This is a genomic window from Haloechinothrix alba, assembly GCF_900188115.1.
GTDB classification, from domain to species: Bacteria; Actinomycetota; Actinomycetes; order Mycobacteriales; family Pseudonocardiaceae; genus Haloechinothrix; species Haloechinothrix alba.
On the sequence record NZ_FZNW01000013.1, the window covers coordinates 138,094 to 158,474 of the forward strand.

A 20,381-nucleotide genomic window follows, 5' to 3' on the forward strand; every position below is an offset into this window, starting at 1 on the left:
ACCACGCAGCCCTTTGTCTCCGAGATCGTGTGGTTAGGCATTCATGACAGCGACTACCCAGCACGCAAGTACCCGGTACGAACACCCGCACGAGGCGGGCGCGGAATGCGATGGCGGCACGGTGGTGGAGAGTTTCGGGCATACTGTGACTGTCGCGGATGGATTCGATGGAGTGAACCGTATCGTGGGCAAACTCCGGAGCCATCGCTACCGGGTCACCGACTTCCACGCCTATCCCGTCTCGGAACCGGGTACCTGGGCCGCCGAGTACACGGTGGCCGGGACTACCGATGACGCGAGACTGCTGCGGGGCAAGCTCGAGCGGATCCCCAGTGTCATCGAGGTGCATTCGCGATGACCGTGCGCGGTGCGGGAAGCCGGCAGGCGATCGCGGGGAACGATAGCGCGCACACCGGCGCTCCGCGACATCACCACCGCCCGTGCCGGGCCAGGGACGGAGACGCGCCGGCTCACGGGCGCTGTAGTTGCGAGTCGAGTATCGCCGAATGGTATCTGGACTACGGGCAGGCAATCCGCCAGTTCAGCATCTCACGGACCGCTGACGTGGCGACGGCGGAGGATTGCGCGAGTGAGACCTTCCTCCGCGCGCTTACCCGCAGGTCGCAGTTCTCCTGCGCGGGTGCGGGCGTTCAGCCATGGTTGTTCACGATCACGAGGAACATCGTGCGTGATCACTACAATTCGGCAAGGCATCGGCGGGAAGTACCCACGGAGTTCGTACCCGAGGATGTCGGCACGGTGATGGGCCCGGAGCACGAGTTGGCGATCCGGGAGACCCGGGAATCCGTCGAGGCGCTGCTCGAACTGTTGCCGCAGGACCAGGCCACGTGCCTGCGGCTCCGCTTCATCGAGCAGCTCTCGGTGCGTGAGACAGCTGACGTGATGCACCGGACCGAGAACGCGATCAGGGCCTTGCAGCACCGAGCCATCCGCAAGCTGAGCAAGGTGGCTCCGGCTCATCATCACGCGTAGCGGCTGTACCGCCCGGCTTGCCGGGGTGGTCGACGGCTGTCACCGTGTACACTCCGCGCGATCAGACCGCCTCGGTGCGGGTGTCACGCTCGGTCACCCATGCGGCGATCTGTGCCCGGGACGTGAAGCCCAGCTTGGCGAGCACGTGCTCCACATGGGCTTCGACGGTGCGCCTCGAGATCACCAGCCGGGTGGCGATCTCGCGATTGCTGAGTCCCTCGGCCACCAGGCCCGCGATCTCGGACTCGCGTCGGGTGAGTTGTGCCGACGCCGTGTCGTGTTCCCTGGCGGGTGCCTCGACGTCGGTTTTCTCGAGGGTGAACCTGACGGCCTCGTCGATACTCATCCTGGTGCCGGCCCGGAACGCTGACGTGAAGGGGCGTTCGCCGAGGCGGCGTGCGCGTGCGAGGCTCTCTGCCCGGTACCGGTGCAGGCCGGGAATGGCGCTCAGTGACATGCCCATGGCACGCCATATCGTGTCCGCTGCGCCGAGGACGGTGGCAGCGCGCTCGCAGCGATGACGCGTGGCTTCGATCCACGCTATCGCCTCGAAGCACTCCGCGATGCCGAGCTGGTCGTCGATGGCCCACTTGATGTCCAGGCCGTCGAAGGCTCGCCGGAGCGCCAGGTCGATATCGCCCTGCCTCCAGGCGTTGAGCGACGCGGCCCACAGCGAGTAGGACCGGATCCACAGCTCGCCTGCGGGTTCTGTCAGTGCCTGACAGCGGCGATGCGACTCGTTCGCCTTGACCGGATCACCGTGGAGTACAGCGGCAAGGCTGTGCAGGAACAGCGTGAACGCGGCGCCGATATGGTCGCCGACCTGGTCGCAGATCTCGAGGGCGTACTCGAACACCGCGATGGCCTCCGGTAGCTCGTCGGCGTACATGGCCGCCAGAGCACGACTCTGTGCTACGTAGGCCATGCAGCGCCTGTCGCCGAGGCGCTCCGCGATGGTGTTCGCCTCGGCGAGCTGCTCGCCGGCGGTCTCGGGATCGTCCTGGAGAGTGGCCAGGTTCGCGTCGACGCAATGCGCATGGGCTTTGAGTTCGCCGTCGTTCGTGGTTCGCGCGAGCACGAGGTCCAGCCAGTGGCGCCCCTCGCTGATGAACCCGCGGGTGAGCCAGTAGAAGTACAAGTCGCTCGCCAGACGCAAGGCGGCGTCCTCCTCGCCCGGCTCGGAGACGCAGTACTCGAGCGCCGCACGGATGTTCGTGTGGTCACGCCGCAGCCGGTCGAGTCGCTGCGCCTGTTCCGGCCCGATCCATTCCGCGAAGGTTCGTGCCACGAGATCGGCATAGAAGTCCCGATGGCGCCTTCGCCACCAGGCCAGCTCACCCGAACCGTGGAGACGCTGTTGCCCGTACTGCCGGATCGTCTCGAGAAGCTGGTACCGAACGCGCGCTCCATGGTCCTCGCGTATCAGGATGGACTTGTCCACAAGCGAGGCCAGGACATCGAAGATCTCCGAGCTCGGAATGTGGCCGTCGGAGCAGACCTCCTCGGCGGCGTCGAGCTCGATGCCACCGGAGAAGACGGTCAACCTGCACCAGAGGGCTTGCTCCTTTGGCGAGCACAGCTCGAAGCTCCACGTGATCAACGCCCAGAGCGTTTTCTGCCGGTCGGGGGCATTCCTGCTACCGGAAGTGAGCAGGTTGTAACGATCGGTAATCCGCTCGACGATCTGGTCGAGTGACAGCGCGCGTAGCCGGATGGCGGCGAGCTCCAGCGCGAGTGGCAAGCCGTCGAGTGCGTGGCACAACGTCGCGACGGCCGTACGGTTGGCCTCGGTGAGCTGGAAGCCGGGGACGGCAGAGTTCGCGCGGTCCAGGAACAGGTTGACCGAGTCGTACTGGACGAGACTCGCCGCAGACGAGCACGCGGTATCGGGAACCGTGAGAGGGGGGACGGATAGCGTGCTTTCGCCTGCGATGCCGAGCGGCTCGCGGCTGGTGGCAAGGATTCTCAGGTCCGGTGCGGTCTGCAGGAGCTCGTCTGCCAGGGTGGCGCATGCGTCCAGCACGTGCTCGCAGTTGTCGAGCACGAGCAGCAACTTTCGCGTGGCGAGATACTCGGTGAGCGTTTCGATCCGCCACTGCCGCGAGACTTCGCGCAGCCCGAGCGCGTCGGCTACGGTATGCCCGAGCAGCGAGGAATCCTGCAGTTCGGCGAGCCGGACGAAGCAGATTCCGTCGGGGAAAGCCCGCTCGAGTTCGCGTGCGAGCCGCGCCGCCATCCGCGTCTTCCCGGAACCGCCGACCCCGGTCAACGTGACCAGATGGGTGAGCGCGAAGAGGCGCTTCGCCTCGTTCAGCTCGCGCCGCCTACCCACGAACCGCGTCACCTCGACGGGCAGCGTGCGTGACGGCGGCTGCGGCGGTTTCTCTGTCATCGTCCGGATTCTAGACGAGGCGACTGTGACGTTTAGCGCAAATCATAGCCCTGGTTCAGCTCGTGTCCAGTCCCGTCGCCGCAGACCGGACGGGGTATCCCCCATACGAGTGACCGAGGCACCGTCGACACCTCGCATCTAGGTATGACCGTGCGGTTGTCACGGTGCTGCCTCCGGGCGCCGCCATGGGACAACGGCCAGATCACGTCGACTTCGAAGAGGTGCTCCTGCTATGACGATCGTCGATAGGGTGAGTCTGGAGAGTGCCCCGATGGCCAACGGCTGCGAGGGACTTGTCACGAGCGATGTCGTCAACGTCGACGGCGCACCGAGCCCGCCGTCGCTTCGCGATGTGCTCGGGCAGGTCACCGAGCAGGCGCTCGATGTCATGTGCGCACCGCACGGGCTGGATGTGCCGCTACGCGGGGTGCTGATCTGGGACTCCGGCGGCTTCGCTCGCATCGAGTCCGGTGACGTCGTGCTCGCGGTCGGACTGCCCACGGCATTCTCGGTATCGCAGGTCCTGCGGGCCGCTGCCCGGGCAGGCGCCGCGGCGGTGGTGATCAAGCAGCCCGACCATCCGTCGTGGGTGCGTTCCGAGGCCGATGTACAGGGAGTCGCCGTCCTGGCCGCTCCGCAGGAGCTGTCCTGGGACAGGTTGTACACCGACCTGCGAGCGACAGTGACGGCCGCCTCGATGTCCGTCGAGTCGGGCGAGCGCACTCCCGTCGGTGACCTGTTCTCCCTGGTGAACGCGGCCGCCGCCGTCTGCTCCGGCCCGGTCGAGCTGTACGACTCCGAAATGCAGGTGCTGGCGTACTCGAACCTGGACGAGGACACCGACGAGCTGCGCAGGCTCTCGATCCTGCACCGCCGCCCACCGCCGCACGTCATGAGCTGGCTCCGTGACAGCGGCTCGCTGCAGCGTGTGCGCGGTGCGCACCGGCCGACCCGGATCGAACCGGTGGGCCACCGTCCCCGGCTGATCGTCCCGATCCGCGCAGGCGTCGACATTCTCGGTTACATCTGGGTCACCGTGGCCCGGGAGACTACCTGCGACGCGACCGGCGCCTCGTTGACCGATATAGCGCGCATCGCATCGGGGCTTCTCGTTCGCTTGCGGACGGCAGGTGACACCGAGCGGCGCATGCGTGGTGAGCTGTTGCGGGGCGTGATCGAAGGCAGCGGGTCGCCGGAAGTGCTCGCAGGCTGCCTGGGAGTCGACAGCGACGAGTCGTTCCGACTCCTCGCCTTCCGGCCGCGTGCAGGCGACCGACCGGTGAACGCGCATCTGCTCATCGAGGAACTTGTGGTACTCCGTCTCGAGCTAGCAGGCATCCGGGGCAGCGCGGCATCGCTGGGTGGGCGCGTGTACGCCCTTGTGCCGGAGGCTCACGGGACGCACGGTGAGACGCGGGAACTGGCGGCATCGATTCTCGACCACGTCGAGAACCAGCTGCGGACCGATGCCGTCGTCGCGATCAGCGACGCGCTGCCGAACCTCGCGACATTGCCGAGGGGGCGCGACGAGGTCGATCGTGTCATGCGACTGACCTCCGGGACGGAGGGTGCGCGCGTCACCAGCCTCGAAGACCTGCGGTCGAGCGTCATCCTCGCCGAGCTGCGCGAACTCATGCGCGAGCGAGCACACTTGCTCCGTGGAGCGATCCAACGTCTCAGCGACATCGACAAGGCCAGGAACGTCGATTACGTCACGACCCTACGCGAGTACTTCGACGCGCAGTGCGATCTCACGAAAGCATCCAAGAGATTGTGTGTGCATCGAAATACCCTCCGGTACCGGCTCGGTCGAATCCAGGAACTCTGCGGGATCGATATCAACAACCCGACCGAACGCCTCGTCGCGGAACTTCAACTGCGCCTGGGGTTCGGCGAATGAGCCGTCGACCGGTGCCCGTGCCATCCGGAATGTCGTGCTGTTTCGACGCGTCGTCCGGGTCCGGGGAAATATGCATCGGCAAGATGCATCAACGGAAGCGGAAGAATGGTCCGTTCTGTCGATGGACCAGGGCTGGCACAGCCGGCCAGAATAGATACGTAACGTCCGCAGTCGCGAGCTCGACGGGTATTTCCGGGGAAAGAATCGATACACCGGAAATGGTCGGGATGTATGGGAGGTGGCCGATTCATGCTGGCAGGTGACGCTGTTGCGGAACCGGCGGCGCGGCCACGCGCCGCACCGCACGCACTGCGACCGCACGTGGCAGGGCGCGTGGTGGCGTCGGGGCCACGGCGCGCGGGTGTCCTCTCCACCGTGCTCGCGTGTCTCGAGCCGCTGGGCGCGACCGTACTCGAGTGCAATCAGCGCGGCATCGATGATGGCAGCGAGACGGATGCGCTGCGTGTCGAGTTCTCCGGCGAGCCGTCTGATGCCTGGTGGGACAGGCTCCGCCGCCGGTTCGGCGATCTCGCCGGCGCACGCGGCATCGCATGGCGGATCGTCCCTGCCACCGAGGTCAAGCGGATGGCAGTGATGGTCTCCCGGGAGGGGCACGTGCTGCAGGACCTGCTGTGGCGATGTGAATCGGGCGATGTACCGGCGAAAGTCTCCATGGTGATTTCCAATCACGCCGACCTCGCGGGGATGGTTCGCGCCTCCGGTATTCCGTACCACCATATCCCGGTCACCGCGAACGGCAAGCGGCACGCCGAGGACCGGCAACTCGAGCTGCTCTACGGTGCGGTCGATTTCATCGTACTGGCCCGTTACATGCAGGTGTTGACTCCGAAGTTCCTCGAGTACTTCCCGGAAAAGATAATCAACATACATCATGGATTGCTTCCGGCCTTTCCCGGCGCGAATCCGTACAAGGCCGCGGCCGCGCGCGGGGTGAAAGTCATCGGGGCGACGGCCCACTATGTCACAGAAGAGCTCGACGCGGGACCGATCATCGAACAGGGGGTGTGCCGGGTGAGTCATCGGCACGAGCCCGGCGAGCTGCGACGGCTCGGCCGGTATGTGGAACGGGACGTGCTCGGCAGGGCGGTGTCGTGGCACAGCGAGGACCGCGTTCTCGTTACCGGCAATCACACCACGGTCTTTGCCGATTGACGGGACAGGAGAACAGACGGTGACCGGTTCGACCAGGCAACACACAGATCACTATCACGGATAGGCGGTGTCATGACCATCAATGCCAATGGCGGCGACGAGTATCTCTTTACCTCCGAGTCGGTGACGGAAGGTCATCCCGACAAGATGGCCGACCGGATCTCGGATGCGATCCTGGACGCGGCGCTGGCGGAAGACCGCGCATCCCGTGTAGCGTGCGAGACTCTCGTGACGACGGGCCTGGTCCTACTCGCCGGTGAGATCACGACGTCCGGATCCATCGACTTCACCGAGACGGTGCGCCAGGCGATTCGCGATATCGGTTACGACAGCGGGATCTACGGCTTCGACGGCAATGCCTGCTCGGTGATCACCGCACTGGACCGCCAGTCCACGGATATCGCGCAGGGGGTCGACGTCGGGCACGAGCTCCGCTCGCGCCTCGCCGATGCCGATGTGTACGACCAGTCCGGTGCAGGCGACCAGGGCATGATGTTCGGCTACGCCACGAACGAGACCGACGAGCTGATGCCGATGCCGATCGCCATCGCACACCGGCTGTCACGGCAACTGGCGGAGATGCGCAAGGTTGGCAAGCTCCCGTACCTGCGCCCGGATGGGAAGACACAGGTCACGGTCCGCTACCGCAACGGCGTCCCTGTCGAGATCGAGAAGGTTCTCATCTCTTCCCAGCACGCACCGGGGTCGGAGGACCGCCTGAGCGAGGACCTGTGGACGCACGTGGCGCTACCGGTGCTGCCCAGCGGCATGTACTCGCCCGAACTGCTGTGCAACAACTTCCTCGTCAACCCCACGGGACGTTTCGTGATCGGCGGTCCGGTCGGCGATGCCGGTCTGACCGGACGCAAGATCATCGTTGATACCTACGGAGGCTTCGCCCGGCACGGGGGCGGCGCGTTTTCCGGGAAGGATCCGTCCAAGGTCGACCGATCGGCCGCGTATGCGGCCCGATACGTGGCCAAGAACGTGGTCGCGGCAGGGCTCGCGGACCGGGTCGAGATCCAGGTCGCCTACGCGATCGGCGTTGCGCGGCCGATGTCGCTGCTGATCGACACCTTCGGAACGGAGAAGATCCCGATCAGGGCTGTCCACGAGCTCGTCCAGCGGCACTTCGACATGCGGCCCGCGGCGTTCAGGGACTACCTCGACATGAACCGGCCGGTATACAGCAAGACGGCCGCCTACGGGCATTTCGGCCGCGATGACGTCGACTTCACCTGGGAGCGTACGGACAAGGCGGACGTGCTGCGCGATGAGGCCGCGCTGGACGCACCGGCAGAAGCGGCCGTGAACTGACGTGCCCGCGCAGAAGGAGAGGTGATCGCGATGCCGCCACCGCGTGCGGTACCGACGCGCCCGGCGCTGTCCTCACGAACCCTGTACCGCCTGCATCGGCTTCTCGAGCCCAACGGGCTGTACCGGTTCGTGGCGAGGGTCGTCGAACGGCACGCGTGGCTGCGTCGACCGTTCACCCGCACGGAGGAGTCGGTCAAGCGAAAGGTGTTCGGGTGCCGCATGTGTGGCCAGTGCGCGTTGCCCGTCACGGGTTACGCGTGCCCGATGACCTGCCCGAAGCAGCTCCGGAACGGACCGTGCGGTGGAGTGCTGCCGGACGGCGGTTGCGAGGTCTATCCGGGTGAGCGCTGCGTGTGGCTGATCGCGGTCGAGCGTGCCGAGGCGGGCGGGCACGCCGGCGACCTCGAGCGGCTGCACAGGCCGATCGACCAGCGGCAGTGGGGCGAGAGCTCCTGGATCAACTACTGGCAGGGAAGGGACGACGGGCTCTGGACGGAGCCCGGTGGGCGCGCGACACCTGTCGATCTCGGCCTGCCCGTACTGGTGACAGGTAAGGGTGATCGTGAGCGGTAGCGGGTTGGTGGAAGCGCTTCGTGCGGGACGGTTCGTCGTGACGGCCGAGCTGGGACCACCGCGGGGGGCCGATACGGACGTGGTCCGGAAGAAGGGCCGCGCCCTGCGTGGCTGGGTGGACGCGGTGAACATCACCGACAACCAGGGCGGGTTCGTCCGACTGTCCAGCCTGGCTGGGAGCCTGGTGCTCCTCGACGAGGGCGTGGACCCGGTCATGCAGCTGACCGCCAGGGATCGCAACCGGATCGCCTTGCAGTCCGACCTGGTCTCCGCGGCAGCGCTCGGCGTGCGCAATGTGCTGCTGCTCAGCGGGGACCATCCCAGTTACGGCGACCATCCGGATGCCAAGCCGGTATTCGATCTCGACAGCACGCAGATGGTATGGACGGCCCGTAACCTCCGGGACCACGGTCAGCTGTTGTCCGGCCGGTCGCTCGACCCGCCACCCGACCTGCATATCGGCGCGGTCGAGAATCCCTTCGCCCCGCCCGTCGGCTTCCGTGCACGGCGCCTGGCCAAGAAGGTGCGCGCAGGCGCGGAGTACGTCCAGACCCAGCTCGTCTTCGACGTCGGCGCGTTCGCCGGATGGATGGCCGAGGTACGGGATCTGGGGCTGCACGAACGCGCGCACATCATCGCCGGCATCGGCCCGATCGTCAGCCCGCAGGCCCTGGAGCACATGCGGACCAAGGTGCCGGGGGTGCACGTACCGGACGCGGTCGCGACGCGGCTGCTGCGTGCCGGAACGGAAGGGTTCACCGAGGAAGCGCTCCGAGTCTGCGCGGAGAGTATCCACCGTATCCGTGCCATAGAGGGAGTGAGCGGGATACATCTGATGGCCTTCGGCAGAGAGCATCTCATCCCGGAAATCGTCGATCGTTCGGGGCTGGACCGATCGCGATTCGATATGAACGCATGTGGTTCCCGTGAAAGGAGCGCAGATGCTGGTTGACGTGCGCCCGACAAAACGACTGCACGGTTCGTCCCCCCTCGACGTCCGTCCCGTACTGGGCCCGCTCGTACAGGCACTCGGTCAGGACAGTGTCGATCTCTCGCGGCTACGGGTGGTGTGCGACTGGATCCAGTACAAGCACAACTTCCGCGACACCGTCGATGTCCGCTCGATCACCACGACGGACGGCATGGAATCGGCGGTAGAGGTCGCGGTGGACCTGCGACGGGCGGGCAGTGTCGACATCAGCGACGAGGTCGTGGAGGCCTTGCGGGAACACCGCCATCCGGATACCCGTGGGCGCACCTACCTCGAGCCGTGGACGCCCGGCAAGAACAGCTGCATATGGGACTTCAACGCGCTGTACTGGCAGGCGCTGTCGTCCTGGGAACAGGCGACCGGAGCCGCCTACGAGCAGGCGCTGCCGGGCGGGAGCAGCGACGCGCGCAGCGTGGGCGCCGCCCGTGAGATGATCCACAAGCTGTTCTCGATCTGGGACGAGTTGGCCGTGCACAACGCGCTGCCCGACGAGCTCTACGTCATCGAGCTCGGAGTCGGTAACGGCGGTCCGGCACGTATCTGGCTCGACGAGTTCCGGGTCATGGCCCAGGAGCACGGCGGCGACTACTACCGCAGGCTGCACTACATCATGGGGGACTACTCACCCTACGTGCTGAAGCAGGCGCAGCATGCCGTGGCCGAGCATGCCACCAAGGTGAGCTCGATCGTGCTCGACGCCACCGATCCGGCCTCGGCCCTGGGATTCCTGCGTCACAAGGCTTTCCTCGCCTATGTGTCGAACGTGTACGACAACTTGCCGACGGACGAGGTGGCTTCCCTGTCGGGCCGGATGTACCGGGTAGAGGTACGTGCCTACGTCGCGAACCGGGCAGCGGAGCGGCTCGCCGAGCACGCCTCGCTCCTGTCGTCGGACATCGTCGCTGTAGCGGCGAAGTTGCTCCGGCTCGGTCCAGAGCTCCTCGCGGAAGCGATGCCGGCGCACTTCCCGGACGTGGGCGCCGCGGTCCGGTTCTGGCAGGAGCTCTGGGCGGAGGTCCGCCTCGAGGAGCGGTACGTCCCCCTCGAAGGGCTGGACCTGTACGAGATCGCCCCGTCGGTCACCGGGGAAGCTCTGCGCCCGGTGCTGGAAGGTTGCGGCGACATCAGGATGCAGGTCAGCAACGGTGCTGTCGCCAGCTTCGTCGGGACACTGCCCTTGCTGCATCCGTACGGTTACCTGCACTGCCACGACCTCTTCGTCACCGATCCCGCCCGCTACGATACGAACTTCTGCGGCCCCGGCAAGTACGACGGTTCCGTAGTGAACTGGGTGAACGGTCCGCTGCTGCGGTACATCGGGAACCGCCGCGGGTTCGATGTGGACTTCGTTCCGTTCACCCATCGTGCGAGTACCAACATCATGACTCTCACCGCGCAAGCGAGGGATTGACGTGACCGGCGAGAACGACTCGACGGAACTTCCGCTGTTGCCGACAACCGTGGTCGGCTCGTACTCGGTCCCGGAGTGGCTGGAAAGTGTCAAGACGGACTACTATCAACGAAAGATCAGCAAGCAGTACCTTGACGACATCCACGACGTCGCGACCAAGGCCGCGCTCAAGGACCAGGAGCGCACTGGGATCCACGTCGTTTCCGGCGGCGAGCTCCGGCGGGACAACGATGTGGACTACCTGCTGTCGCGGATACCCGGAATCGATATACCCGATATCGCCAAGTCCGATTCCTACAATTATTTCGATGCCGTGGTCAGCAGGCCGCTTCCGGACAACGCCATGCTACCGCTGGGTCTGGTCGACGACCTGAGCTTCACCAGGGAAAACACCGATCGTCCGGTCAAGTTCTCGTTCACCGGACCGCTGTCGTTGTCACGTAGGATACGCAACCAGGCATACTCCGATACCTCGGAACTCGTCCGCGCGCTCGCCCGGCTGCTGAACATGGAAGCGAAGCGCCTGGCACAGGCGGGGGCCACCTGGTTGCAGATCGATGAACCGTTCCTGTGCGGCTACCGGGACCAGGTGGATGTCGCCGTCGAGGGCGTCAACATCATCACCTCCGACGTCGACGTGTACTGGTCGCTGCACGTGTGTTACGGCAACCGCTACGCACGGCCCATCTGGGAAGGTCACTACGACTTCCTCTTTCCGGACGTCCTGGATGCCGACGTCGATCAGTTGGTGTTCGAGTTCGCGCGGCGCGGGTACGGAGACCTCGGGCTGTTCGAACGATTCGGCTGGGATCGCTCGGTGGGCCTCGGTGTCGTCGACGTCAAGACGGAGGAGATCGAGACGGCGGGCACGGTCGCCGCGCGGATCCGAACGGCACTGCGAACGATCCCGGCGGAACGGCTCGTGATCAATCCCGACTGCGGACTGCGCCACCTTCCCGCGCACATCGCCCGCGCGAAGCTGCTGGCAATGGTGGATGGTGCCGCGATGGTGCGTTCGGAACTTCGGGATACAGGGGACGTCGCCGAGTCCCGCGCGGACTCCGTACGAGAAGGATCTGGCTGACGTTGACGACGACGCTCTTGCCGGACCGCTCGTTACCAGCCATCGGATGACGCTTCCCGGGAGGTGCCGTGACCGCCTCGTCACCGAGATCGTAACGACCCGCCTGCTCGACCGGCCGAGCGTGCCACAGGGATGATGACGAGGAATACTGGGAGTGCCTACGCCAGGCTCTGGTGTGGCCGGACGGCGGGCCCAACATGATTCTCGATGACGGTGGTGAGGCCACGATGCTGGTGCATCAGGGTGTCGAGTACGAGAAGTCCGGGGCCATGCCGAACCCGGGCGAGGCGGAGAACGAGGAACACCGGCTCGTCCTCGAGCTTCTGGCGAGGACGATCTCCGACGAGCCGGGCCGGTGGACGGCGATCGCGGCGTTACGGAGGAGACGGCCACGGGCGTGTACCGCCTGTACGAGATGAGCGAGCGTGGATCGCTTCTCGTTCCGGCGATCAACGTCAACGACTCGGTGACGAAATCCAAGTTCGACAACAAGTACGGCTGCCGACACTCCGTTGTGGATGGTATTGATCGTGCTACCGACGTGCTGAGCTGATACGGGTGCGGGTCGGCGTGCCGGTTGGTCGGCAGCCGCGAGCACCGAGCCGCCGGTACGAGAGCGAGACCGCCGTGTCCGTTCCCGTACGCCTCGGCACCCCGGCCGTCGTCGGCCGGGGCGCCGGCGCGGACGTGCTAGCTGAACTCGGGCAGGACTGACTTCGCCACGAGTCGAAGCTCGTCGGCCGCGGAGGCGGGATTGACGGGAGCCAGCACGACGCTGGAGGCCCCGGCATCGAGCAGTCGCTGCACCTTGTCCGACACCTCCGCCGGGTTGCCCGCGATCGCCATCTCGTCGATCCACTCCTCGGGCATCTCGCGTTCGACGCGTTCCATGCCGCCCTCGAGCAGCTCCGCCAGGTGGTCGTTCCAGCCGAGTGCCCCGCTCAGCGGGTTGTGCACTCCGAGGGCCGTGAGGTACATGGCCAGCGCAGGTCGGACGGCGGCACGGGCGGTAGCGCTGTCCTCGGACACGCTCGACAAGGCGAAGACCGGCATGAGGTGTTCGTTCCGGTTCCCGGCAGCCATGCCCCGTTCGATGTGCTCGCGGGCCGTCCGCACGTATGTCGGCCCGGCCAGGACGCTGACCACGGTTCCGTCCGCGATACGACCGGACAGTGCCAGCGACTTCGGCCCGACGACCCCGGTGAACAACGGTACGTCGGTCGTGGCGGGATGCGTCAGCGAAACGGACCGGTACGTGAAGCTGCGCCCCTCGTTGTCGACGGTCTCACCCTGCAGGAGACTCCGGATCCCGGACACGCACTCTTCCATCGCGCTGAGTGGGGAGCGTGCGGTGAGTGCCATCTGATCGGTCCAGGCAGGAACGCCGTGCCCGATCCCCGCGGTGAACCGGCCTGGATAGGTTCGCGCGAGGTTGGCGATCTCCATCGCCGTGACCGCCGGGTGGCGCGCAACCGACGCGACGATGCCGAGCTTGACCGGGATCGTCGATGTCGACGCCAGCGCGGCCGCTGACGCGGTGAAACCGCCGTAGAAGAAGTAGTCCTCCGCGACCCAGGCCTCCCCGAAACCGAGGTCTTCGATCATGGCCGCGGTGGGCCCGACGTCTTCGGGGGGTGTCGACGTCATGACGAGGACACCCAGCGGGTTGGTGTTCATAAGCACTCTCCACACGGAGTTCGGTCTCGGCGGTCAGCCGGGAGTGGCGTTTCGGGGTAGTATCTATCGCGATCGCGAGCCGGTGCATTGACATATCAGGCAAGAACGCGATCGGTGTTTGGTGAATTTGGTCAATGGTCGTGCATGCGCGGGCGCGGTACCGTGCACGAAGGTAAATAACCTCACCTGCATTTGGCCGTCGCGGATTTTGATCCGCATGACGATGCCACGTATGGAAGGACTACGAATACCATGAAGCGTAGCGTTGACCGCGTGCTGACGACGCATACCGGAAGTTTCGAAAGGCCCGAGGACGTCAACGAGATGATTACGGCTCGCGTGCTCGGGAACAATGTCGACGAGGATCTCTTCGAGAAACGTGTGCGGGAAGCGACCGCGGAGGTCGTGGCGCGGCAGGTCGAGTGCGGGATCGACGTGGTGTCGGACGGGGAGACGGCCAAGCCAGGCTATCTCGAGTACGTCGGCGACCGTATCGACGGATTCGACGAGTATATCGATGCTTCGGAAGTTTTCCGGTTCATGGACATGGAGCCGTTCCCGGAGATCGTATACCGAATCTACAAGGACACGCACGTCAAGATTCCGGTCTGTACCCGCCCGCTGTCGTACATCGGGCACGACCAGGTTCAGCGGGACATCGACAACTTCAAGGCCGCACTGTCGCAGAGCCAGCCCAGCGAGGCGTTCATGCCCGCGGTGTCGCCGGGGCTGCTGGCGATGTGCTCTCCCAACCGGTACTACAAGAACTACGACGAGTACGTGCTCGCCATCGGTGAGGTCATGAACGCGGAGTACCGTGCGATCACCGATGCGGGGCTGCTCGTGCAGATCGATGCCCCGGATCTCGCGTTCGGCGCGGACATCCGGACATGGATGTGGGGCGAGGTAGAGGAACGCGGGTTCCGCACGATCCAGGACCTGCACGTGGAGGCGCTCAACGTGGCGCTCCAGGGGATTTCACCGGAGCAGGTGCGCATGCACCTGTGCTGGGCCAACTATAACGGACCTCACGTCAACGACATCCCCGTGCGGGACGCGCTGGAGCCGGCGTTCAAGGCGAACGTCTGCGGTATCAATTTCGAGGCGGCCAACGCGGCGCACGCGCACGAATGGGAGGTCTTCAAGGACCTCAAGGTCCCGGACGGGAAGGTAATCATTCCGGGCGTGGTCGACTCGAAGATCGAGATCGTCGAACGTCCCGAGCTGATATCCCAGCGCATTCAGACCTACGCCAACCTGGTGGGGCAGGAGAACCTGATCGCCGGCGTCGACTGCGGTTTCGGAACGTTCGTGAACGTTCTGATGGTCAACCCGCGAATCGCCTGGATGAAGCTGCGCAATCTCGTCGAGGGTGCGCAGATGGCGTCCGACGAACTGGCGAAGAAGAGGTAGGTACCATTCGCGGTTCAGTCGTGGACCATCCGGGGAGCCGAGCAGTACCACACGGGCCGCATGTCGTGCACTGGTGGGACCGAACCCGCACCGCTCAGCGGGGGGCTACGCGGGGCGGTGAACGTCTCGTGAAGGGGCAGGGAACAAGTCAGGGAGCGCGCCGATGACGGTCAGCGTGTTCGACATGTTCTCCGTCGGGATCGGTCCCTCCAGTTCCCACACGGTGGGACCCATGCGCGCGGCCGGCAGGTTCGCCGCAGAGTTGCTGGCCGACGGCCTCGCGCCACGCGTGGCGCGGCTGCGCGTGGCGCTGTTCGGCTCCCTGGGCGCGACCGGCCGCGGGCATGGCAGTGACCGTGCGGTCCTGCTCGGACTCACCGGTGAGGAACCGGAGAGCGTGGATATTGATGCGGCCGTCGAACGTCTCGACGACATGAGGCGCCGCGAGCGGATCACCCTGTCCGGCGGCTACGAGATCGCATTCGTGGAACGCCGTGACCTCCTGCTGTACCGGCGGCGAACGCTACCGGAGCACCCGAACGGGATGCGGTTCACAGCACTGGATGCCAGCGGTGCGGCGTTGCGGGAGCGTACGTACTACTCGATCGGTGGCGGGTTCGTTATCGAGGGCTCGCCGGATGCGCGGCGCCTTGGCGAGGCTCCCGCCACACAGGTCCGGTACCCGTTCGGGACGGCAGCCGAGCTGCTTTCCCGAGCGGACGAGATCGACGGATCGGTCAGCGACGTCGTGTGGGCGAACGAGTGCGGGTCGCGTCCGGAGGCGGATGTCCGGACGGGTCTGCTCACCCGGTGGCGGGTGATGCGGGAATGCGTGCGTGCTGGATGCCGGGCCGACGGCGTGCTCCCTGGAGGGCTGAAGGTTCCGAGAAGGGCGCCTCGCCTCTACCGGGACCTCCTCGCATCGGCGTCGTCCCGCGACACGCTGCAGGTCATGGACTGGGTCGCGCTGTTCGCCCTGGCTGTCAACGAGCAGAACGCAGCAGGCGGCCGCGTCGTCACTGCTCCGACGAACGGCGCGGCGGGCATCGTTCCTGCGGTGCTGCACTACTACTGGCGCTTCGTTCCGGGCGCGAACGAGGACGGGGTGGTCCGCTTCCTGCTGACCGCGGGTGGGATCGGGATGCTGTTCAAACAGAACGCCTCGATCTCCGGAGCCGATGTGGGATGCCAGGGCGAGGTCGGTTCGGCGTGCTCGATGGCTGCGGCCGGTTTGACCGAGGTCCTTGGCGGAACCCCGGCGCAGGTCGAGTACGCGGCGGAAATCGCGCTGGAGCACAACCTGGGCCTGACCTGCGATCCGATCGGAGGGCTGGTTCAGATCCCGTGCATCGAGCGGAACGCGGTGGCCGCCAACAAGGCGGTGACTGCGTCGAGGTTGGCGTTGCGATCGTCGGGCACGCATTACGTGTCGCTGGACGAGGCGATCGCGACGATGCGAGAGACCGGTGCCGACATGAAGACCAAGTACAAGGAGACATCGCGTGGCGGTCTTGCCGTGAATGTCGCGGAGTGTTGAACACGCGTACGTCATGCCGAGCTCACCGGCGGGCCTCGTGCGTTTCCGGCCATCGCTTGCGATGCGAGTGTGCTCACCGGAGTGATGTGACCCTGCAGAACGCATGTCGCGCCAGATGCGGATCAGGACGGCGACGGGTACGACTGCAGGTCATGCGAAGGGAGAATCACTGTGCCGCACCACGCATCGTACGCCGAGCACGGATCGGACGTGCGCGTTCAGGGCTCGGAGGACGTCCTGATCGAGTCGGTGGCAACGGAGTTGGTCCGCGAGCTCGCGGGTACGCAAGCCTGCGAGGGTTCGGCATCGTTGGCCGTAGCAGGAGGCCGTACCCGGACAGCCGTGTTCGAGCGTGTGTCCAGGCATCACCTGGTTCGCGAGGTGGACTGGTCCGTAAACGGACCCGCGGACCCTGTTCCGGCCGCGCGAGCCCGCGGCCGCGTGCGGACGCGGTGGTTCCTCGATGATCAGGTGGAGAGCGCGCTGTGACCGGATGGGCGGTCGTGGTTCCCGTGAAGTCATGGCAGGTCGCGAAGAGCAGGCTCACGGGTATGCACGCGCGGGCCCGGAAGGAGTTGGCCCGGGCGTTCGCGCACGACACCGTACGTACTGTGTGCGATACACCCCGGGTGGACGCGTGCTTCGTCGTGGCTCCCGCCGCGGAGCTGTGGGACCTCGCGCGTGCGCTGGGCGACCGCGGGCTCTGTCCGGTTCTGGAACCTGAGGCGCTCGACGGGCGGGACACGCTGAACGCGGCACTGGCCTGCGGCCGCGACATCGCGCTCGGCTCGGGGCACAGGCGCGTGGCGCTGCTGGTGGCCGACCTTCCCGGGCTCTCGGGGGAGGGGTTGACCGGGTTCCTGCGTATGGTTCCGGCGGAACGTCCGGCATTCATCCGTGACGTGCACGGGACGGGAACTACCGTACTGGCGAGTCGCCAGGGTGCACTGCTGCGACCACGATTCGGGCACGACTCGGCGGTACGCCACCGGAGTTCGGGTGCGGTCGATCTCACCAGCCGGTGCGATCCGCGCCTGTCGCACGACGTGGATACCTGGCTCGATCTGGGCGCTGTGAGCCGTGTGGCTGGACCGTGGGTGAACCGGTGGTTCGAAGACAGCCGTTCCATGCTCGCCACGCTGTCTCGTAGTCGAACCGGTCGGTTCGCCGAGGAAGGTGATGCGGATCCGCCGCAGCCTGGAAACCCGCGTTCCGGCCGGTGTCCACCCGAGACTGAGGCGCGCGAGCCGCGCGCTACCCGCGCTTGACGGGTTGCCTCAGCACCGTTCTGAGCTTGGCGGGTGCGGTTTTCCGTGGGTCGCTGAGGTAGATCTCGTGATGGTCGCCGTTGAAGGTGAGACCGTGCTCGGGCATGTACTGGTTGTGCAGGCGATCAAGGACTGGTGCCTCGTCGTCGTAGGAGCCGATGTGCAGGATCTGCACGCACGTCCCTTCGATGCGCGTGTGCAGCCGAACATCCGCCAGAGCGGGGTTGTCCTTCTTCTTCGAGACGTTGTCGACGGCTGCCCTGACCATGTCTTCGGTGATCCAGCCCGGCTGACTGATCATCATGGTCCACCCCCATCTGTCCTTGTCGCGAGTGGTGAACACGGTGGGATCATCCGCCCGCCACAGTCCTTCCAGAGGGGCGACGACGAAGTCCCGGCCGAGCGTCTCCTTACTGGCGAACTTCAGCGTGTACGCCACTCCGTACAGGGCTTGAACAGCGTTCGCATACCCGGCAGACGTGTTCGGATCGCCGCTGCCCTCTACCGCGATATACTGGAACTCGGGTACGTCGACGACGGTGAACTCCTTCGACGGCGGCGAGTAAAGCTCTCTGTGGGTCTTCTTGACGTTGTACTTGTCCACAGTGGCCTCCTGCATGAGTGCGTTCAGTGTGGTTTCGGTCCAGTCGGCATCAGCGGCGAGCATGGCCTCGCTGTAGTCGAAGATCGCGGAGGCAGCCATGGGCAAGGGTTCCTGCCGGGTACGGGTCTCGCGGATCTCGGTCAGCTGCTGTCGCACCGCGCCGCGGCGCTGGGTCAACCCGGCCACCATGTCCGCGTCCGGCAAGCGCGGACTGTTCGCCATCCCGATCAGGACACGCGCGCGCATCGGTGTCGGCGTCGCCAGGGCGTCCCGCGTGGCTGCGGCACACAGTTCCCGGCCCAGCGGTGTCACCCGGAAGGTAACGCGCGACTTCACGGACGACGGAGCATCGGTCGCTTCGATCAAGCCACGTTTGGCCAGTTTGTCGAGCACGTAGTAGATGGAGGAGAAGCCGAGGGCGGTCCACGCGCGCATTCCGCGTTGCTCGATGACCTTCTCCAGCTCGTACCCGTGCCGCGGCTGCTCGGCCAGCAGGCCGAGCAGCATCAGCTCCCCATCGGTCAGGTCCGGAGACACGGAGATATTCTATCGCTAGAATACGGAACTTGCCGTCTGCTTTTCGGGCAGGCAGAGGCACAGAACACCTGCCCGCCAACGAGACATCGACGCCACCCCGCAACGACCAGCCCCGGTCGTCCCTGGCACCAGCCCCAAAGACCAATAGCCGAACCCCCACTGAGGGTTCGGCCTATTTCGATGTCCTGAGGCATCGCTGGTGGAGGTTGGGGAGGCTTACTCGAACACGAAAGGCCAGGTCAGCGCGTTGGAATCGCTGTGTGGGAAGTTGTCGGACTTGGATTCACCAGCCCGACCGTCGCCGAAGCGGGCCAAGCCGGGGCGTGCCCGGCAGCTCGGTGATGAGCAGGTGCGGCAAGTGATTGCTGGCTACGAGTCGGGGGCGACGGTGTATGAGTTGGGGGAGTGGTTTGGTATCGAGCGTCGGGCGGTGAGCCGGATTTTGCGTCGCCACGGTGTTCGGATGCGGTATGGTGGCCTATCGGATGATCAGATCGGCGAGGCCGTTCGGCTCTACCATCAGGGGTGGTCGCTGGCCCGGATCGCCGACCGTATGGACGTCGCCGCAGACACCGTGCGTCAACGCCTCCGCGAGCGCGGCGTCACGATGCGCAACACCCATGGGCAGCCTCGGCCAGGTGAGGCCCGGTGATCACCCTGCCAGTGACGTCCAGTCCCCGCATCGACTGGTCACTGCATCTGCAATGCACCTGTACGCTGCTTGTCACCTTGGCGGCGGCCTACGTGTCGTACCAGCACGGACGCGAGTTCGCCCTCCGGTTCGGTGCTGACGAGGCCACCGCCGTCTTCTGGCCCCTGGTCGTGGGGCGGCCTGGTGGCCATGGCCACGATCGAACTGTGCGAGGCCACCGGGCCGCCGGACGGTGGACGGCATGGCTGTCGTTTATCGTCGGGATCGGCCTGTCGCTATGCGCCAACATCGCTTCCGCCCCCGAGTTGAACGCACCCGCGATCGCCGTGGCCGCCTGCCCACCGCCGGCCTTGCTGCTGTCGGTCGACCTGCTCACCCACGCACTCCAACGCCACCGCGACGATGCCACCGCAGAGGCCGACGAGTCCGCGCCTGTCCCTACGTCCTCGACACCCTGGGATGAGATCGATCCTCCGGCCGAGCCGATCAACACGGTCGATGGGCCAGCATCACGCACCGCTATGAACAAAACACCCGATCACGGGGGCGAAAGCTCGGACTCGTCGCTCGATGAGCAGTACGGCATCAGCGACCCCTGCGCGAGGAAGCAGCCCCGCTGAGGGCCGAACATGGGAACCGGTACCAATGTCCGATCTCGGCGGAAGCCCTCATCAAGGCCGCCGCCGAGATCAGCACGCGGCTCGGCGCGACCCGCTTGGATTTGGGGAGCGAACATGGCTACGGATTTCACGGAGTCGAACGCTGCCGACGCGGTCATCGCGAGTTTCGCCGATACTCCGGACCCGCGGCTGCGGGATATACTGACGAGCCTGGTGCGCCATCTGCACGCCTTCGTCCG

At 65.8% G+C, this 20,381-nt stretch carries 18 protein-coding genes and 1 pseudogene; 16 read left to right on the top strand and 3 right to left on the bottom strand.

What is annotated here, in order from left to right:
* Positions 1-184 precede the first annotated feature (184 nt).
* Both CHB84_RS22950 and CHB84_RS14175 read left to right on the top strand, forming a co-directional pair.
* Complete coding sequence (locus CHB84_RS22950; protein ID WP_176439963.1) at positions 185-358, top strand: hypothetical protein; 174 nt, start codon at positions 185-187, stop codon at positions 356-358.
* A complete protein-coding gene (locus CHB84_RS14175; protein WP_089302072.1) occupies positions 355-993 on the top strand; it encodes an RNA polymerase sigma factor in 639 nt (212 codons plus the stop codon). Before CHB84_RS22950 ends, CHB84_RS14175 begins: the two co-directional genes overlap by 4 nt.
* A 61-nt stretch (positions 994-1,054) precedes the next feature.
* Here CHB84_RS14175 and CHB84_RS14180 read toward each other — a convergent pair whose 3' ends face one another.
* A complete protein-coding gene (locus CHB84_RS14180) occupies positions 1,055-3,385 on the bottom strand; it encodes an ATP-binding protein (protein ID WP_089302073.1) in 2,331 nt (776 codons plus the stop codon).
* A 232-nt stretch (positions 3,386-3,617) separates the two neighbouring features.
* Here CHB84_RS14180 and CHB84_RS14185 point away from each other — a divergent pair, with 232 nt between their 5' ends.
* From CHB84_RS14185 to CHB84_RS14220, 8 genes and pseudogenes are all read left to right on the top strand, one after another.
* Positions 3,618-5,285 carry a PucR family transcriptional regulator gene (locus tag CHB84_RS14185; RefSeq protein WP_089302074.1) on the top strand — a complete coding sequence of 556 codons (1,668 nt, stop codon included), beginning with the start codon at positions 3,618-3,620 and terminating at the stop codon, positions 5,283-5,285.
* A 249-nt stretch (positions 5,286-5,534) separates the two neighbouring features.
* On the top strand, positions 5,535-6,458 hold the full coding sequence (purU, locus tag CHB84_RS14190) for a formyltetrahydrofolate deformylase (protein WP_089302075.1): 924 nt from the start codon (positions 5,535-5,537) through the stop codon (positions 6,456-6,458).
* Positions 6,459-6,530: 72 nt separating this feature from the next.
* Entirely contained in the window at positions 6,531-7,775 is a 1,245-nt protein-coding gene (metK, locus tag CHB84_RS14195) for a methionine adenosyltransferase (RefSeq protein ID WP_089302076.1), read from the top strand.
* 30 nt (positions 7,776-7,805) lie between these two features.
* Complete coding sequence (locus tag CHB84_RS14200) at positions 7,806-8,348, top strand: methylenetetrahydrofolate reductase C-terminal domain-containing protein (RefSeq protein WP_089302104.1); 543 nt, start codon at positions 7,806-7,808, stop codon at positions 8,346-8,348.
* Positions 8,338-9,300 carry a methylenetetrahydrofolate reductase gene (locus CHB84_RS14205; protein WP_245818741.1) on the top strand — a complete coding sequence of 321 codons (963 nt, stop codon included), beginning with the start codon at positions 8,338-8,340 and terminating at the stop codon, positions 9,298-9,300. Before CHB84_RS14200 ends, CHB84_RS14205 begins: the two co-directional genes overlap by 11 nt.
* Complete coding sequence (locus CHB84_RS14210; RefSeq protein WP_089302077.1) at positions 9,290-10,750, top strand: hypothetical protein; 1,461 nt, start codon at positions 9,290-9,292, stop codon at positions 10,748-10,750. The genes CHB84_RS14205 and CHB84_RS14210 overlap by 11 nt, the downstream gene beginning before the upstream one ends.
* Position 10,751: 1 nt before the next feature.
* A complete protein-coding gene (locus CHB84_RS14215) occupies positions 10,752-11,834 on the top strand; it encodes a uroporphyrinogen decarboxylase/cobalamine-independent methonine synthase family protein (protein ID WP_176439964.1) in 1,083 nt (360 codons plus the stop codon).
* A gap of 140 nt (positions 11,835-11,974) precedes the next feature.
* Positions 11,975-12,381 (top strand): annotated as a pseudogene (locus CHB84_RS14220) (adenosylhomocysteinase); the annotation flags it as partial.
* Between the two features lie 143 nt (positions 12,382-12,524).
* On the opposite strand, the gene CHB84_RS14225 reads toward CHB84_RS14220, so the two are convergent.
* On the bottom strand, positions 12,525-13,511 hold the full coding sequence (locus CHB84_RS14225; RefSeq protein ID WP_089302079.1) for an LLM class flavin-dependent oxidoreductase: 987 nt from the start codon (positions 13,509-13,511) through the stop codon (positions 12,525-12,527).
* Between the two features lie 252 nt (positions 13,512-13,763).
* On the opposite strand from CHB84_RS14225, the gene CHB84_RS14230 reads away from it, so the two are divergent.
* From CHB84_RS14230 to cofC, 4 genes are all read left to right on the top strand, one after another.
* Positions 13,764-14,924, top strand: a complete 1,161-nt coding sequence (locus tag CHB84_RS14230; RefSeq protein ID WP_089302080.1) for a cobalamin-independent methionine synthase II family protein — start codon at positions 13,764-13,766, stop codon at positions 14,922-14,924.
* A gap of 163 nt (positions 14,925-15,087) precedes the next feature.
* Positions 15,088-16,461, top strand: coding sequence for an L-serine ammonia-lyase (locus CHB84_RS14235; protein ID WP_089302081.1), 1,374 nt, complete (start codon positions 15,088-15,090; stop codon positions 16,459-16,461).
* A 171-nt stretch (positions 16,462-16,632) separates the two neighbouring features.
* On the top strand, positions 16,633-16,950 hold the full coding sequence (locus CHB84_RS14240) for a sugar phosphate isomerase family (protein WP_089302082.1): 318 nt from the start codon (positions 16,633-16,635) through the stop codon (positions 16,948-16,950).
* Positions 16,947-17,729 (top strand): 2-phospho-L-lactate guanylyltransferase, encoded by a 783-nt coding sequence (gene cofC, locus CHB84_RS14245; RefSeq protein WP_089302083.1) that lies wholly within the window; start codon positions 16,947-16,949, stop codon positions 17,727-17,729. The genes CHB84_RS14240 and cofC overlap by 4 nt, the downstream gene beginning before the upstream one ends.
* On the opposite strand, the gene CHB84_RS14250 is transcribed toward cofC, so the two are convergent.
* The gene (locus CHB84_RS14250) at positions 17,716-18,870 is read right to left on the bottom strand and encodes a GyrI-like domain-containing protein (protein WP_245818742.1); all 1,155 of its coding nucleotides are present in this window, start codon (positions 18,868-18,870) and stop codon (positions 17,716-17,718) included. The genes cofC and CHB84_RS14250 overlap by 14 nt on opposite strands.
* 199 nt (positions 18,871-19,069) lie before the next feature.
* Between CHB84_RS14250 and CHB84_RS14255 the strand changes: the two genes are divergently transcribed.
* Together CHB84_RS14255 and CHB84_RS14260 are read left to right on the top strand one after the other, a co-directional pair.
* Positions 19,070-19,522, top strand: a complete 453-nt coding sequence (locus tag CHB84_RS14255) for a terminase gpP N-terminus-related DNA-binding protein (protein WP_089302084.1) — start codon at positions 19,070-19,072, stop codon at positions 19,520-19,522.
* On the top strand, positions 19,519-20,142 hold the full coding sequence (locus tag CHB84_RS14260) for a DUF2637 domain-containing protein (protein ID WP_089302085.1): 624 nt from the start codon (positions 19,519-19,521) through the stop codon (positions 20,140-20,142). The genes CHB84_RS14255 and CHB84_RS14260 overlap by 4 nt, the downstream gene beginning before the upstream one ends.
* Positions 20,143-20,381: the final 239 nt, after the last annotated feature.

Excerpts from the sequence above, each read along its gene's own strand:
- CHB84_RS14210 (WP_089302077.1), top strand. The coding sequence starts at position 9,290 with ATGCTGGTTGACGTGCGCCCGACAAAACGACTGCACGGTTCGTCCCCC.
- CHB84_RS14225 (WP_089302079.1), bottom strand. The coding sequence starts at position 13,511 with ATGAACACCAACCCGCTGGGTGTCCTCGTCATGACGTCGACACCCCCC.
- metK (WP_089302076.1), top strand. The coding sequence starts at position 6,531 with ATGACCATCAATGCCAATGGCGGCGACGAGTATCTCTTTACCTCCGAG.
- CHB84_RS14230 (WP_089302080.1), top strand. The coding sequence starts at position 13,764 with ATGAAGCGTAGCGTTGACCGCGTGCTGACGACGCATACCGGAAGTTTC.
- CHB84_RS14185 (WP_089302074.1), top strand. The coding sequence starts at position 3,618 with ATGACGATCGTCGATAGGGTGAGTCTGGAGAGTGCCCCGATGGCCAAC.
- CHB84_RS14175 (WP_089302072.1), top strand. The coding sequence starts at position 355 with ATGACCGTGCGCGGTGCGGGAAGCCGGCAGGCGATCGCGGGGAACGAT.
- CHB84_RS14200 (WP_089302104.1), top strand. The coding sequence starts at position 7,806 with ATGCCGCCACCGCGTGCGGTACCGACGCGCCCGGCGCTGTCCTCACGA.
- CHB84_RS14235 (WP_089302081.1), top strand. The coding sequence starts at position 15,088 with ATGACGGTCAGCGTGTTCGACATGTTCTCCGTCGGGATCGGTCCCTCC.
- purU (WP_089302075.1), top strand. The coding sequence starts at position 5,535 with ATGCTGGCAGGTGACGCTGTTGCGGAACCGGCGGCGCGGCCACGCGCC.
- CHB84_RS14180 (WP_089302073.1), bottom strand. The coding sequence starts at position 3,385 with ATGACAGAGAAACCGCCGCAGCCGCCGTCACGCACGCTGCCCGTCGAG.